Source organism: Ferranicluibacter rubi (genome assembly GCF_011603255.1).
Classification (GTDB): Bacteria; Pseudomonadota; Alphaproteobacteria; order Rhizobiales; family Rhizobiaceae; genus Ferranicluibacter; species Ferranicluibacter rubi.
Window position 1 is genome coordinate 16,336 of sequence record NZ_JAANCM010000016.1, and the last position, 13,555, is coordinate 29,890.

At 58.7% G+C, this 13,555-nt stretch carries 13 protein-coding genes; 8 read left to right on the forward strand and 5 right to left on the reverse strand.

The window, feature by feature from the left end; all coding sequences use genetic code 11:
* Positions 1-143 precede the first annotated feature (143 nt).
* Entirely contained in the window at positions 144-818 is a 675-nt protein-coding gene (locus tag G8E10_RS22805) for a TetR/AcrR family transcriptional regulator (protein WP_167130802.1), read from the reverse strand.
* Between the two features lie 205 nt (positions 819-1,023).
* Here G8E10_RS22805 and G8E10_RS22810 point away from each other — a divergent pair, with 205 nt between their 5' ends.
* Positions 1,024-2,229 carry an MFS transporter gene (locus tag G8E10_RS22810; protein WP_281517759.1) on the forward strand — a complete coding sequence of 402 codons (1,206 nt, stop codon included), beginning with the start codon at positions 1,024-1,026 and terminating at the stop codon, positions 2,227-2,229.
* Positions 2,230-2,383: 154 nt separating this feature from the next.
* Positions 2,384-4,894, forward strand: coding sequence for a glycoside hydrolase family 3 C-terminal domain-containing protein (locus G8E10_RS22815; protein WP_167130803.1), 2,511 nt, complete (start codon positions 2,384-2,386; stop codon positions 4,892-4,894).
* A gap of 510 nt (positions 4,895-5,404) precedes the next feature.
* On the opposite strand, the gene G8E10_RS22820 is transcribed toward G8E10_RS22815, so the two are convergent.
* Together G8E10_RS22820 and G8E10_RS22825 are read right to left on the reverse strand one after the other, a co-directional pair.
* The gene (locus G8E10_RS22820) at positions 5,405-5,974 is read right to left on the reverse strand and encodes a peroxidase-related enzyme (RefSeq protein ID WP_167130804.1); all 570 of its coding nucleotides are present in this window, start codon (positions 5,972-5,974) and stop codon (positions 5,405-5,407) included.
* Positions 5,971-6,453 carry a CMD domain-containing protein gene (locus tag G8E10_RS22825; protein ID WP_132449879.1) on the reverse strand — a complete coding sequence of 161 codons (483 nt, stop codon included), beginning with the start codon at positions 6,451-6,453 and terminating at the stop codon, positions 5,971-5,973. Before G8E10_RS22825 ends, G8E10_RS22820 begins: the two co-directional genes overlap by 4 nt.
* A 162-nt stretch (positions 6,454-6,615) precedes the next feature.
* Between G8E10_RS22825 and G8E10_RS22830 the strand changes: the two genes are divergently transcribed.
* The 6 genes from G8E10_RS22830 to G8E10_RS22855 are packed head-to-tail and all read left to right on the forward strand — an operon-like array spanning position 6,616 to position 12,134.
* Positions 6,616-7,614: a LysR family transcriptional regulator gene (locus G8E10_RS22830; RefSeq protein WP_167130805.1), complete on the forward strand. Its 999-nt coding sequence runs from the start codon at positions 6,616-6,618 to the stop codon at positions 7,612-7,614.
* Positions 7,611-9,092 (forward strand): NAD(P)-binding domain-containing protein, encoded by a 1,482-nt coding sequence (locus tag G8E10_RS22835; protein ID WP_132449881.1) that lies wholly within the window; start codon positions 7,611-7,613, stop codon positions 9,090-9,092. The genes G8E10_RS22830 and G8E10_RS22835 overlap by 4 nt, the downstream gene beginning before the upstream one ends.
* Complete coding sequence (locus tag G8E10_RS22840) at positions 9,086-9,826, forward strand: amino acid ABC transporter ATP-binding protein (protein WP_110802699.1); 741 nt, start codon at positions 9,086-9,088, stop codon at positions 9,824-9,826. Before G8E10_RS22835 ends, G8E10_RS22840 begins: the two co-directional genes overlap by 7 nt.
* A gap of 16 nt (positions 9,827-9,842) precedes the next feature.
* On the forward strand, positions 9,843-10,667 hold the full coding sequence (locus tag G8E10_RS22845; protein WP_110802700.1) for an amino acid ABC transporter substrate-binding protein: 825 nt from the start codon (positions 9,843-9,845) through the stop codon (positions 10,665-10,667).
* Positions 10,668-10,720: 53 nt separating this feature from the next.
* On the forward strand, positions 10,721-11,428 hold the full coding sequence (locus G8E10_RS22850) for an ABC transporter permease subunit (protein ID WP_167130806.1): 708 nt from the start codon (positions 10,721-10,723) through the stop codon (positions 11,426-11,428).
* A 19-nt stretch (positions 11,429-11,447) separates the two neighbouring features.
* Positions 11,448-12,134 (forward strand): amino acid ABC transporter permease, encoded by a 687-nt coding sequence (locus G8E10_RS22855; protein ID WP_110802702.1) that lies wholly within the window; start codon positions 11,448-11,450, stop codon positions 12,132-12,134.
* Positions 12,135-12,535: 401 nt separating this feature from the next.
* Here the strand turns inward: G8E10_RS22855 and G8E10_RS22860 are convergent, their stop codons facing one another.
* Positions 12,536-13,126 (reverse strand): nucleotidyl transferase AbiEii/AbiGii toxin family protein, encoded by a 591-nt coding sequence (locus G8E10_RS22860; protein ID WP_167130807.1) that lies wholly within the window; start codon positions 13,124-13,126, stop codon positions 12,536-12,538.
* Positions 13,127-13,137: 11 nt separating this feature from the next.
* The gene (locus tag G8E10_RS22865; RefSeq protein ID WP_167130844.1) at positions 13,138-13,401 is read right to left on the reverse strand and encodes a hypothetical protein; all 264 of its coding nucleotides are present in this window, start codon (positions 13,399-13,401) and stop codon (positions 13,138-13,140) included.
* Positions 13,402-13,555 lie beyond the last annotated feature (154 nt).

Here is a 13,555-nt window from a genome sequence, read left to right on the forward strand (position 1 = left end):
GGGTCTGACTCATATTCCGCGCAGTAAAGGGTCATAGGGCAGCCATAACTCTTGCCTCGAGCAGGCCGAGCTTAGCCCGGCAAACATTTGCCGCTTGATGGATTTGAGGCGTTTGACGTTGCCTTCGACCTGACGCGGGCCGGTTATCGGCCTGCTTTTTCCGTGTGATGTCGTGGCTCGACACGCTCGATTGCTGCAATCAGGCGATGGGTATAAGCCGAGAAAATCGTGACCATATCGAACTCTTCTGGCGATCTGAGCCAGAGCATCTGAAGACCATCCATCATGGCTATCAGTTCGGCCGCGATGATGTCGGGATCGGTATCGGCCTTCAGTTCGCCCGCGGTTAACCCCTTTTGCAGCGAGAGCACCAGGTTTCCCTTGAGATCGTGCACCCTTGAGGCGAACCACGCCTGCGCCGGGTGGTCTGTCGTCAGGCTTTCGGCATTGAGAACCGAAAATGCCTGCACAACGCCGGGAATGGTCTGGTTGTTTCTGGCAACCTCTATCAGGCCAAGCAGGAATGTGCGCCAGTTGGCGCTACTGGCGTCGATAGCCGATGTGCTTTCCAGATCGCGCTTGTCGAGAATGGCAAGCAGAAGATCCACCTTTGTCGGGAAATAATGTAGAAGGCCGGGCAATGAGAGGCCGACATCGGCGGCGATGGCTGCGAAAGAGGCGCTTTGATAGCCGGCACTGGCGAAGTGACGCATGGCCGCGGTGAGGATTTCCTCTCGCCGGATAATGCCTTTTGAGGATTTACGCCGTTTGATCGACGATCCATCGGAGGTTTCTCCGACGGTTTTCCCTTCATTCATACCTCTTCCACCCCCTCGATGCGTTTGTGCTCTTCTAGCGTGAAATATCCGGCCCGTAACCTTTTCAGCGCAAATCCCGAATGCCAGTCCATGGACAAACAAAAAAGTTGACTCTTTATAAATACCTAGTAGTCGGTAGATTTAATAGGAGGTTCGACGGAGGACGATACCGGTACGAACTTTTTCGAGGTGGAGGATTTCGGAAATGAGCATTGCAGGCCCGGATATTATTGCAGTTCCTTCGGGCAAGGCGACCGAAAAATCGGTCGGTCTGCCATTCATCCTCACTTACGGGCTTGCCAGTGTCGGCTTCTTCACGGCCGTCATGACGCCCGTTGCCATGACGCTGGCCATTCGCGTCAATACGCTTGACCCCGCAGGCAAAGGTGCCAGCCTTGGAGCCATCCTCGGCATCGGCGCGCTTTTCGCGCTGCTCGCCAACCCTATTTTCGGACAACTCTCGGATCGTACACGGTCGCGCTTCGGGCGACGCAAGCCCTGGCTGGTGGGTGGCGTGGTGGTGGGCAGTATCGCGCAGATTTTCATGGCCTATACATCGAGCCTCGTGGTGATCGGCATCGCGTGGTGCGTAATCCAGACGGCCTACAACGCCATGCTGGCGGCACTTGTGGCAACCGTGCCGGATCAGGTACCCGAACATCAGCGCGGTCTGGTTTCTGCGCTTGCGGGCATGTCGATCTATATCGCCCTGCTGATCGGCAGCGCCATTCTGGCCCTGACGGGAACCGCAAGCAATGCGATGTTCCTCATGCCCACGGCTATCGGCCTGGTAACGGTTCTCATCTTCGTTCTCGTGATCGAAGATCGTCCCGCCAGAGATGCGCCGCAGCAGGCTGCACCGGGACTGTGGGAATTGCTGGGCAGCTTCTGGGTCAATCCCGTCAAACACCCCGATTTCGGTTATGCATGGCTTAGCCGCTTTCTGGTGTTTTTCGGCTTTCCGGTCCTGACATCCTATCAGGTCTATTACCTGATGGATCATCTGAAGGTGGCGGAGGCCGATATCGGCGACATCATGTTCATATCGACGTTGATTACAGCGATCTGCGTTGTCGGCTCGTCTTTCGTGTCCGGCTACATGTCGGATCGCATGGGTCGCCGCAAGGCATTCGTGCTGGTAGCCGCCATGACCTATGCGCTGGGTATTGTGGTCATTGTTTTCTCAAGCGATCTCGCCGCCTTTTACAGCGGTATCGCAGTGACCTCTATCGGCTTCGGCGTTTACATGGCGGTCGATCAGGCGCTGGTCGTGGATATCTTGCCGGACCGCGAAACCCATGCGGCCAGAAATCTCGGCGTTCTCAATATCGCCAATGCCGTGCCGCAATCGATTGCCCCGGCTGTCGCACCCCTTCTTCTCGCGATCGGTAATGCCGGGGGCCAGAGTTAAGGCGTTCTCTATGCCGTGGCCGCTGTCAGTGCCTTCCTCGGCGCGCTGGCGATTGCCCCCGTGCGCGGTGTCCGCTGACAGGATGCCAAGGACGCGCCATTCCCGATGACTGACGCATCCCTTCTTCCATAGCATTGCAAAACCGGAGGCTCGTATGATCGAGAATATCCTGAACCAGATGACGCTCGAAGAGCAGGTTTCGCTGCTGGCAGGCGCAGATTTCTGGACAACCGTGCCAGTCGAGCGTCTCGGCATTCCCAAGATCAAGGTCACAGATGGCCCCAATGGCGCCCGTGGTGCAGGCTCCCTGGTTGCCGGTGTCAAGGCAACCTGCTTTCCCGTAGCGATTGCGCTTGGTGCGACGTGGAACCCGGAGCTTGTGAAGCGCATGGGTGTTTCGCTGGCTGGCCAGGCGAAAAGCAAGGGCGCATCGGTTCTGCTGGCGCCCACCGTCAATATCCATCGCTCGGGCCTCAATGGTCGTAATTTCGAGTGCTACTCCGAAGATCCCTTGCTGACGGCATCTCTCGCCGTTGCCTATATCCAGGGCGTGCAGAGCGGTGGTGTTGCGGCAACGATCAAGCATTTTGCCGGCAATGAATCCGAGATCGAGCGCCAGACGATGTCGTCGGACATCGATGAGCGCAGCCTACGCGAGATCTATCTTCTGCCCTTCGAGCAGGCGGTGAAGAAAGCTGGCGTAATGGCTGTCATGTCATCCTATAATCGCCTCAACGGCACCTATACCAGCGAACATCCGTGGCTGCTGACTGACGTGTTGCGCAAGGAATGGGGCTTCGACGGCATTGTCATGTCGGACTGGTTCGGCTCCCATTCAACGGCCGATACGGTCAATGCCGGTCTCGACCTCGAAATGCCCGGGCCCAGCCGTGACCGTGGCGAAAAGCTGGTCAAGGCCGTTCACGATGGCGAGGTGAAGGCTGAAACGGTGCGTGATGCGGCACGCCGCATTCTGACGCTGCTGGAGCGGGTTGGCGCGCTCGAAACTGCGCCCGATCTTGCGGAAAGCTCACTCGACCTGCCTGAGGATCGCGCCCTTATCCGCCAGATCGGTGCCGAAGGCGCGGTGCTGCTCAAGAACGAAGGTATTCTGCCACTCGCGCGAACCTCGCTCGACAGCATCGCCGTTGTCGGGCCCAATGCCGGTGTAGCCCGCGTCATGGGTGGCGGTAGCGCCCAGATTGCCGCGCATTACACCGTCAGCCCACTTCAGGGTATTCGCGCCGCCCTTTCCGATGCCAATAGCGTGCACCACGCGGCCGGATGCAGCAATAACCGCCTTGTCGAGGTTTTCGCAGGCGATATCGAAGTTGAATATTTCACCGGCCGGGCGCTGGAAGGCACGCCCGTTCACACGGAAAGGGCTGATAAGGGCGAATTCTTCTGGTTCGACCTGCCGTCACCCGATCTCGATCCCGCAAATTTCTCGGCGCGGATCACCGGGAAATTCGTGCCTTCTGACAGTGGTGAGCATATTTTCGGCATGACCAATGCCGGTCTTGCGAAGCTCTCTATCGACGGCAAGCTGGTCGTAAACGGCTATGATGGCTGGACGCGGGGCGACAATTATTTCGGCACCGCCAATAGCGAGCAGCGCCAGGGGCTGGAACTGGAAGCCGGGCGCAGCTACACGCTGACAATCGACTATTGCTCGCCGGCAGATACCGCCGATGGCATTCACCTGACGGCCATTCGCTTCGGCGTCGAAAAGGCGCTCGGCGATGCCGCCATCGATGAAGCCGTTGCCAGAGCTGCCGATTGCGATGTCGCCCTTGTCTTCGTTGGCCGTGAGGGTCAGTGGGATAGCGAAGGTCTCGATCTTCCCGATATGCGCCTTCCGGGCCGCCAGGAGGAGCTGATCGAAAAGGTTGCAGCCGTCAATGCGAACACCGTTGTGGTCCTCCAGACCGGCGGGCCTGTGGAAATGCCGTGGCTGGACAAGGTTCAGGCCGTTCTGCAAATCTGGTATACCGGCCAGGAACTGGGAAATGCTGTGGCAGATGTGCTGTTCGGCGATGCGGAACCCGGTGGCCGCCTGCCGCAGACCTTCCCGAAATCGCTGTCGGACAATTCCGCCATCACTGGCAATCCGCTGGTCTATCCCGGCCAGGATGGTCATGTGCGCTATGATGAGGGTGTGTTTGTCGGCTATCGCCACCACGACAGCCATGGGGTGGAGCCGCTTTTCCCGTTCGGCTTCGGTCTGGGCTATACGCAATTTTCTTGGGGTGAGGCGAAGGCATCGTCTACGGTACTCGGTGAGGACGGTATCACCGTGACTGTCGATGTCACCAATACCGGCGCGCGCAAGGGCGCTGATGTCGTGCAGCTTTATGTGCGTCCGCTGGCCTCGGCTGTCTTACGGCCCGAGAAGGAATTGCGGGCTTTTGCAAAGCTTGAACTTGCCGCGGGCGAAACCGCGACCGCGACATTGACGGTAACGTTGCGCGATCTGAGCTTCTTCGATGTCGCGGCAAAGGCTTTCCGCTCGGAAGCCGGTAATTATGAGCTGTTGATTGCCGCAAATGCCGCCGATATCCGCAGCCGCATCGCCATCGTCAACCCGGCGGAATGGCTGGGTCACGTTACAGACCCTCTATCTGAGGGGCATAGTCATCGATCGGAGCCGGGGCATGCGCAATAGGCGCTAGCTTAACCACCGAGCCATTGCGGTAACGTTTTCCGCAGAGGCTCGGTGATGTATGGCCACATGATAGCCCAGGCGCGAGCATTGACGTTGTGATTGAGCGTTCCGATGATGGCCGCTCGCAGAGCACCCAATACAAGTTTGATGCCTCGCCACAAGCAGCACGTCTTTAATATCTCCGATTGGCGCAATGCGGTACTTGGTGATGACGTTGGCCCTGCGCGGAACTTTCGGCGCATCGCTAATTAGGTTGGCGACAGTTCACCAGGAGCCAGCACATGACCAGCAAGCCAGACGGCAAGCTGACGAGCGAAAGTGACGACTCTCGGGCCAGTGATGGCGCTGAGGCAGACAAGCGCTGCGATGATGCGGTTAAGGCCGCTGACGCGAGAGTGCAGGTGACAGCTAACAGTGAAAAGGCGGTCATCAACGACATGCTGAGGCCGCCGCACCAAGAATACGGACACCGTCATTCATGGTTACCTTGTCTAAACGATCAGCCTAATCTTAAACTGCTTCGCCGAGCGTGTGCATGAGGCGGTTCGCCCAACCAAAGATCGCTGAAGAGAAAACCAAGTCCAGCTGCTGTAGTTCATCGAATCCGACATCGCCGAGCGCTCTTGCATCGTCGTCTGTCGCCTTGGGCGGGGCCGTCGAGAGCTTGGCCGAGAAGGTGAAGATCGCCTGGAGATGCTCTTCGAGTTCCGCATCAACCCAGTCTGCAAAGATCGTATCGATGACGTCTGCCCGCTTGGTGTGGCTGATAAACCGAGATGCGTGGACAGCCGCGCAATAGATACATCGGTTTACGACGGACGCTGCGGTTGCCCCGAGTTCCCGTTCACCCGAAGCAAGCCCGTCCTTGCCGTACATGATGTCGTTGAAGAGCGGCGAACGGACGGCGAGCGACTCCGGATCATGCGCGAGGGTCAGGACATAGGTGGAGATGCCCTTGCCCGAGGGAGTGACCTGCATCGCCGCACGCTGCTCTTCCGTTGCCGTCTCAAGATCGACGGGCACCACGTACGGCTGCCAACGCGGAACCTTGGTGGTAAAGCTATGGATCACGTCGCTCATGTTCTTCTCCCGATCAGGTTCATGCCGGCGATCACGCGCACCTGATAGCTTACGAACGCAGCGAGTTCCGACAGCCGCACGATGTCGGCATCATCAAGACCCACGTCTCTCAGCGCGAGGATGTCGGCTCGGGTCGCATCGCGAGGCGACACCGTGAGCATGTCGGCGTGCCGGACGATCGCTGCCGTTCGTAGATCGTCGCTCGTCGCGCCGGGGATCACGAGATGACTTGTCTCCGGCTCGGCGGCGCGGGCGACGAGTGTCTCATAGTGAGCTGCAAGGCTTTCGTCCGCATTCTGCCGCGACATGCGTGCCGCAAGTGCTGCCCTGAGGCCATGCGAAAGTCCGCCGGGATCCCGAGGAAGGAGAACCGCATCGTGTGCCGCCTGGCTGAGGCGAAGGATTTCGGCGCGTTTTTCCATGGCGTCGGCCAGAGCAGAGCCCGGCCTCGCAGACACGAGGGTTTCGATCACGTTCAAGACACGCTCCTTGGCTCATAGAACAGGCGTGAAATTTAGGTAGGTACAGGATCGAAGCATGTCAATCTGGAATGAAGGTCGCCGAGTCATGTGGAATTATTATCTAGGAATGATCGTCATTTGAGCATGCTCATGCTTTACTCACATGAAGGAGGGTGATTGATGTCATTCATGCATTCTAGCTCTATAGATGTTCGACAACTCGAGGCCTTCGCAGCCGTCATGTCCGCCGGAAGCGTGACAGGTGCAGCGCGGCTGCTCGGCCGCTCTCAACCGGCGGTGACCCGGCTCATCCAGGATCTAGAGGCGGATATCGGATACGCGCTCCTGCACCGAAGCGGACCTCGGATAACACCAACGGCACGCGGGCTACTTTTCCATGCAGAAGTAGAACGGCATCTGTCGAGCCTTGCCCATATCCGCGAAAGGGCCAGCGCAATTGGCTTGGGCGAGCCGGTATCCCTGACGATCGCAGCAACGCCCTCGCTCGCAGCAGGTGTGCTTCCTCAAGCCATCGCTGCGGTCGCACCAGGGCTGATCCCGCGTCATCTCCACGTACAGGCGCTTGCTGCGGAAAACGTTGTCCAGGCCGTGCTCGCACGTTCGGCGGACTTCGGTATTTCAAGCCTGCCGCTGGAACATCCCGGTCTTGACGTCCATTGGGTTGCCCATGCGCCGTGTGTTGTTGCACTTGCTGATAGCGATCCGCTCGCCAACAGCGAGGTTGTCAAGCTTTCAGAGCTTGCCGCGCGCCGCATCATAACCCTAGCCAACCCGTACCGCCTACGTCATCGCATAGATGAGGCACTGGAAAAGGCCGGTGTCGAGCCGCAGCAGATGATCGACGTCAATGCATCGATGACGGCTCTGACCATGGTCCGTGCTGGCCTTGGCGTGGCGATCGTCGAACCGGCAACGGTGGTCGGCGTCCCCATAGAGGGCACGGTGATGCGCATGCTTGACCACGACATCCCGTTTCTGTTTGGGGCAATCTCACCTGCGGCGCTGCCCCTGACCGCCACCGTCGCGGCCGTGATCGACGCGGCTCGTGCGGTCGCGCTGGCCATGCCGGGCTGCCGCCTGCTGGATGCGGGTGGCGCGGACGCTTTGGCAGACACGGTCTATGGACCGACCGCTTCGCCTGAAAGAGTGCCGACATGAGCGCTGCGTCCTCTCTCCCAAAAGACCTCGACGCACTTGAAGCGCGGCTGGCACAGGACTTGGCTTGGCTGGAGCTCCCGGCGAAGTCCTGGGTCCCACCGCGTGTCATCGGCGATCGGCCGGTTATCGACGTCGTCATCCTTGGTGGCGGTATGGCGGGGCTTGTTGCTTCCGGCATGCTGAAGCGCCTGGGCGTGGCCAACCATGTCGTGCTCGACAAGGCGCCGGCTGGCCAGGAAGGCCCATGGGTCACCTATGCCCGGATGCGCACGCTGCGCTCCCCCAAGCAGCTCACCGGACCCGCCATGGGACTGCCGGCTCTTACATTCCGCGCTTACTACGAGGCTCGTTTCGGATCGGAAGCCTGGGCTGCGCTCGATCGGGCGCCACGCGAAATCTGGATGGACTATCTGATCTGGTATCGACGGGTCCTCGACCTTCCCGTGCGAAATGGTGTTTCCGTCGAGGCCATCCTGCCGCGCGCGGATGGCATGCTCGATCTTCACTGCAGCCAGTCCGGCTCGACGAAAACCCTAATCGCCCGTCACGTGGTGTTGGCCACCGGTCGCGATGGCCTTGGGGGGCCTTATGTGCCGCCGATCTCCAACGACATCGATCGGACATTCTGGGCTCATACTGCGGATAGCATCGACTTCTCCGCTCTTCGCGGCAAGCGCGTCGGGGTGGTTGGCGCTGGAGCATCGGCGATGGACAATGCCGCAACCGCGCTGGAGGCCGGAGCGGCACGCCTCGATATGTTCGTTCGTCGCAGGGAGCTGCCCCGTATCAACAAGTTCACCGGCATTGGCAGCCAAGGCGTCGTACATGGGTTCGCAGGCCTTCCCGACGCGTGGAAGTGGCGCTTCTTGAACTACGCGATGGGCGAGCAGACACCACCGCCACGCCCGAGCGTCCTGCGCCTCAGTGCCTTTCCGCAGGCCCATCTGCATCTGCAAAGTCCCATCACGGCGCTCCTTCAGAAGGACGATCATATCCTACTCGACACGCCGAAGGGTCGCTATCGCATCGACTTCCTGATCTTCGGGACCGGCTTCAAGATCGAGCTGAAAAACAGACCGGAACTCGCAGCCGTTTCACCGTTCATCCGGCTTTGGCGCGATCGTTTTCCCGTGCCGGCCGGCATGCCGAATGCAGAACTCGAGTCTTCACCGGATCTCGGCGACGCGTTCGAGTTCCTTGAAACGGTGCCCGGCGCCTGCCCCGCTCTTTCGAAGATCCACTGCTTCAATTTCCCGGCGACGCTGACCCACGGCAAGCTGACAGGAGACATCCCTGCGGTCAGCGAAGGCGCGGACCGGCTCGCGCGTGGCATCGTCCGGGAGCTTTTTGTCGAGGATCGGGAGCGTCATTTCGAAAACCTTCAAGCCTTCGACACGCCGGAACTCCTCGGGGACGAATGGGCCGACGACGATGCGCTCCGCGAACCACTCCGAAAGGACACGGACCTGAAATGCTAGAGCTGAAGAACATCAAGCTATCGTACGGAAGCACGCAGGTTCTCAATGGTGTCGATCTCTCCGTAAAGCGCGGCGATGTCGTGTCGATCATCGGACCGAGCGGCACGGGTAAGACGACCCTACTGAAGTGCATCAACTCTCTGGCTAGACCGTCGTCGGGTACGATCGCCTTCGATGACGTTCGTATGGACTACCAGAAGCTCGACCGCACGGCGATCCAGGCGATCCGGCTTCGTACCGCCATGGTGTTCCAGCAGTTCAACGTCTTCAAGAACATGACGGTCCTCCAGAACGTCATGGATCCGCTCGTGGTGGTCCAGCGCAAGTCGAAGGAAGAGGCGCGCAGGATCGCGTTGGAAGAGCTGGATCGGGTCGGCCTGTCGAACAAGATCGACAGCTATCCTTCACAGCTCTCAGGCGGCCAGCTCCAGCGGACGGGCATCGCCCGTGCTTTGGCGGTAAAGCCGGACGTCATGCTGTTCGACGAGCCCACATCCTCGCTCGACCCCGAACTTGTCGGCGAAGTTCTGAAGGTGATCAGAGACGTGACGTCCTCGGGGATCACCTCGCTTCTCGTCACGCACGAGATGCAGTTTGCAAGAAACATCTCGAACCGCATCGTCTTCATGGATCGCGGCGTCGTTGCGGCCGACGGCAGTCCCGCCGAGATCTTCGAAGCTTCATCGAACCCGCGCCTCACCCAGTTCCTCACCACAGAACACTCCATCCAGTAACGAAAGGTTGCCTGACATGTCATTCCTCGCGTCAACATCCCGCCGCACCTTCGGTCTCGCCGTTGCAGGCCTCACACTCGCACTTGCGACCGCTGGTCTCGCCCGTGCAGACGACGTCCGCACGATCAAGATTGCGACGTCCGCCGAATCCAAGCCGCTTTCCTGGGGGGCGATCGGCGTCGAGCCTCAGGGCTATGAGCCGGATGTCCTGAAAGCGATCAACGCCAAGCTGCCACAGTACAAATTCCTGATGGAAGGTGCCGCCGACATTGCGCAGGAGACCGGCCTTGCAACGGGCAAGTACGACATGGCGACCGGCGGCTACTATCGGGCACCCGCCCGCGAAAAGCAGTTCCTTATCCCGGAAAGCCCGATTGGTGCCAGCCTCATCAAGATCTACAGCCGCAAGGACAGCGGCATCAAGGAGATGAAGGATCTCGTCGGCAAGAAGATCGTGCCCGTGACGGCAGGTGGCGGCATCTACAAGTTTGCGAATGCCTGGCAGGAAAAAAACCCCGACACCCAGATCGAGGTTACCGCCTCCAGCGCTGGCATTCCTTATCCGGATCGCCTGAAAGAGGTCGAGAACGGCAAATACGACGCGCTGATTTTGCCATCGAACCTCGGCGAGCAGACGGTGATCGACCAGCAGAAGCTTGAGATCACGGCGAGCGAGCCGGCTGCGATCAACAACACCTTTATCCTGATCCACCGCTCGGAAGAGAACCAGGCACTCTCCGAAGGCATCGACAAGGCTCTGAAAGAACTGAAGGCTGACGGCACACTGGCGAAGCTCTCGCAGAAATGGTTCGGTGAAGACATCACATCGTACATGAAGTGACGTTGGCAACGACCGGCGATCAGGCCCAGGACTGAAACAAGGAGTGCTCCCCAGTGGACCTTTCCATCATGATCCCAGAGCTGCTCTCGGCATTGCCGCTGACGCTCGCGATCACGTTCACGGCCATGATCGCCGGTTTTTTGCTGGCCCTGGTCACCACCACCTTCCGTGTGCGCAGGATTCCCGTGGTCAGCCAGTTTGCTGACTTCTACGTCTCCTACGCCCGAAGCGTCCCTGTCGTTCTCCAACTCTTCGTCGCGTTCTATGGACTGCCGCTGGTGGTGGCTCTCCTTGACGTGGAGGACTTCGTTTCTCCGAACGTGGCGGCGATGGTCGGCCTCAGCCTGTATCATGGTGGGTATCTGTCCGAGGTGCTGCGGCCTGCTTACCTCGCCGTGGAACGGGGTCAGCACGATGCGGCCGACAGTCTGGGCTACAGTTTCCTGCAGAAACTCGTCCGGGTGGTCGGTCCTCAGGCGGTACACATCGCCCTGCCGGGCTACGGCAATGCCATCATCTACCTGATCCACAACGTCGCGCTCGTGATGTACATCGGCGCTGCGGACGTCATGGCGACCGCCCACCTCGTCATGGAGCGCGACTACAACCAGTACCAGTTCGAGACCTACCTGGTCCTGGCGGTGATCTATTCGCTGCTTTGCCTCGTGGCATGGAGCATCGTGCGCTTCTTCGAGAAACGAAACGCTCGGTTTGCGCCCAACACTGCCCGAGCGAAAGCGACAGTCATGCCCAGCGTCTGAGCGTTCGAAAGGTCATACCATGTTCGACTCCGAAGTCCTTCTGCCCGATCTCTGGGACATACTCGGCGCAGTCCCCGTGACGCTCGCCATGGCTCTCGGCATCTTCGTCTTCTCCACGATGATCGGCAGCCTGTTCGCGATGGTGGAATATCGGCGTATTCCTTTGCTCCGCGAACTAGTCGTCGCCTACAAGGTCATCTTCAAAGGCGTGCCAATGGTGATCGTAATCTTCCTCGCCTACTACGGCCTACCACCGACATCGAGGTTCCTGACCTCGCTCGTCGGCATTGACTACAACGGTCACTCGACGCCGAACTGGATCACCCTGATAGTCGCGCTGACGCTCTGCGTCTCGGCCTTCCAGGCGGAGGTTGTCAAGGGCGCGCTCAATTCCTTCGACAACGGGCAAGCAGAGGCTGCCTATTCCCTCGGCTACAGGAAAACACAGCTCTTTCGCCGGGTGATGTTGCCTCAGGTAATCGTCGCTGCGATCCCCGATCTCGCCAACTCGATCATGGTGATCATGAAGGCGCTCTCGCTGGGATTTGCGATCGAAGTCGTCGATATCTTCGCCCAGTCGCAACTGACTGCGGCCCTTAACTTCTACTACCTCGAAGCTTTCCTGATCGCCGTGTTCGTCTACATGGTGATCGCTTACATCGTCACATTCGTTGCAGACCGCCTCGAGCGGTCGCTGAGAGTATGACATTGAATGTTAGCACGCCCTTAAACGAGAAATCCTGCGTTCAGCATCTTGAGTTCGCACCGCCACCTTGAAGGGATTTGAACCGTCGACCACGTGCCGTGGACTCGCTAAACGTTTGAAAAACGGCTCACTCACACGGGGAGATGTCGGTCATCATCACCAAGCCTCGCAGCAAGGACCTCCGCTTGCTGACGCCGCCCTCACTTGGTTTCGCTGGCTATCCCGCAATGATCCGCATCGAAGGGATAGTTAACGAACGGTAGTACAGCTGAGGTCGCCAGGTTGCTGAGAAATCAGCGCGGGAACGGAGAGGAAGGTGCGGTGGATACTGGTGGCTTATATTCGCACACCGCTTTCAAAAGCGAGATTGTCTTCGCTTGTGCAGTTCTCGAAATATCCGCCTATCCTTCTCTGTACTGAAGCTTCCCCATAACCGTACTAGCGAGGCCTGCGTTCATCCTCTCGGCGACTGCCAATGCAGCGGCGGCCTTGTTTTTGAAGGGCAAGAGAGCTTCGACAACGTATCGATCGCCGAGTGCCTTGGCAATGCACGCGATATCGAACATGTCGAGTGGTTGAAGGGAGGCACCCCGGTAGTGAACCTTCTTCGCGATGATCTCGCCCGGTGTCTCAAGGTCAACTTCGATCCCTCGCACCGTGACACGGGACGTAGGATCGTCGGTCAGGCTTGGAGCGCAAATGTAGTCGATTTCACCAATGTCCGCGAACACGATCTTGAGCGCATGCGTCCCGTCCGAAATATATTCATCGGGGTTCACCTGCAGGGTATAGCCCTGCGTTGTCGGATTCAGATATGGGAGGACCTGCGGATCATCGATGAAAATGTCGATATCGAAGCTTTCACGATGGCTGATCTGGAGCATAGGGGCGGTCCCGCCGCCGAAAGTCCAGCTATCGAGGAGTGTAAAAGAAGAGTTTGCCTGATTGATAATCGACACAGACTGGTCGAAGAGGCTTTCCCATTGGCTCATCAGGACAGCCCTCAGGCGGATAGGGCGAGCGGGTATCCGGCTAGCTGCGAGAATTTCTTGGCAATCTCGGATGCGGTCCCGTAGTCAATTTCCATCTCATCCAGAAACTGGTGCTGGAGCTCAACTTTCACTTCGGAATAGAATGAGAATGCGGAAGCATCGAAATTCTCAACACTAGCGAAATCGAAAATCTTCGAAGCGAGTTGCTCAGCCGAAAGGTTCGTCCCGTAGGGGGCGTTCACCGTCGACAGTACCTTAAACGCAACGCTAGACATCGTCATTACCACCAGTTTTCAATAGGCTATGTAATACATATCCGTCAAAAACGCAAGAAACACCGCAGATGCAGGCATTCAACGGCAATTACACAAATGGGAAACGATGTCGCAACGAGCACGCGCCAGTCGCGACGTAATCAGCAACGCTGAA

What these genes read in the sequence shown, in the direction of transcription:
- G8E10_RS22855 (WP_110802702.1), top strand. Translation starts at nt 11,448, where the DNA reads ATGTTCGACTCCGAAGTCCTTCTGCCCGATCTCTGGGACATACTCGGC.
- G8E10_RS22820 (WP_167130804.1), bottom strand. Translation starts at nt 5,974, where the DNA reads ATGAGCGACGTGATCCATAGCTTTACCACCAAGGTTCCGCGTTGGCAG.
- G8E10_RS22860 (WP_167130807.1), bottom strand. Translation starts at nt 13,126, where the DNA reads ATGAGCCAATGGGAAAGCCTCTTCGACCAGTCTGTGTCGATTATCAAT.
- G8E10_RS22810 (WP_281517759.1), top strand. Translation starts at nt 1,024, where the DNA reads ATGAGCATTGCAGGCCCGGATATTATTGCAGTTCCTTCGGGCAAGGCG.
- G8E10_RS22845 (WP_110802700.1), top strand. Translation starts at nt 9,843, where the DNA reads ATGTCATTCCTCGCGTCAACATCCCGCCGCACCTTCGGTCTCGCCGTT.
- G8E10_RS22805 (WP_167130802.1), bottom strand. Translation starts at nt 818, where the DNA reads ATGAATGAAGGGAAAACCGTCGGAGAAACCTCCGATGGATCGTCGATC.
- G8E10_RS22835 (WP_132449881.1), top strand. Translation starts at nt 7,611, where the DNA reads ATGAGCGCTGCGTCCTCTCTCCCAAAAGACCTCGACGCACTTGAAGCG.
- G8E10_RS22830 (WP_167130805.1), top strand. Translation starts at nt 6,616, where the DNA reads ATGTCATTCATGCATTCTAGCTCTATAGATGTTCGACAACTCGAGGCC.
- G8E10_RS22815 (WP_167130803.1), top strand. Translation starts at nt 2,384, where the DNA reads ATGATCGAGAATATCCTGAACCAGATGACGCTCGAAGAGCAGGTTTCG.
- G8E10_RS22840 (WP_110802699.1), top strand. Translation starts at nt 9,086, where the DNA reads ATGCTAGAGCTGAAGAACATCAAGCTATCGTACGGAAGCACGCAGGTT.
- G8E10_RS22865 (WP_167130844.1), bottom strand. Translation starts at nt 13,401, where the DNA reads ATGTCTAGCGTTGCGTTTAAGGTACTGTCGACGGTGAACGCCCCCTAC.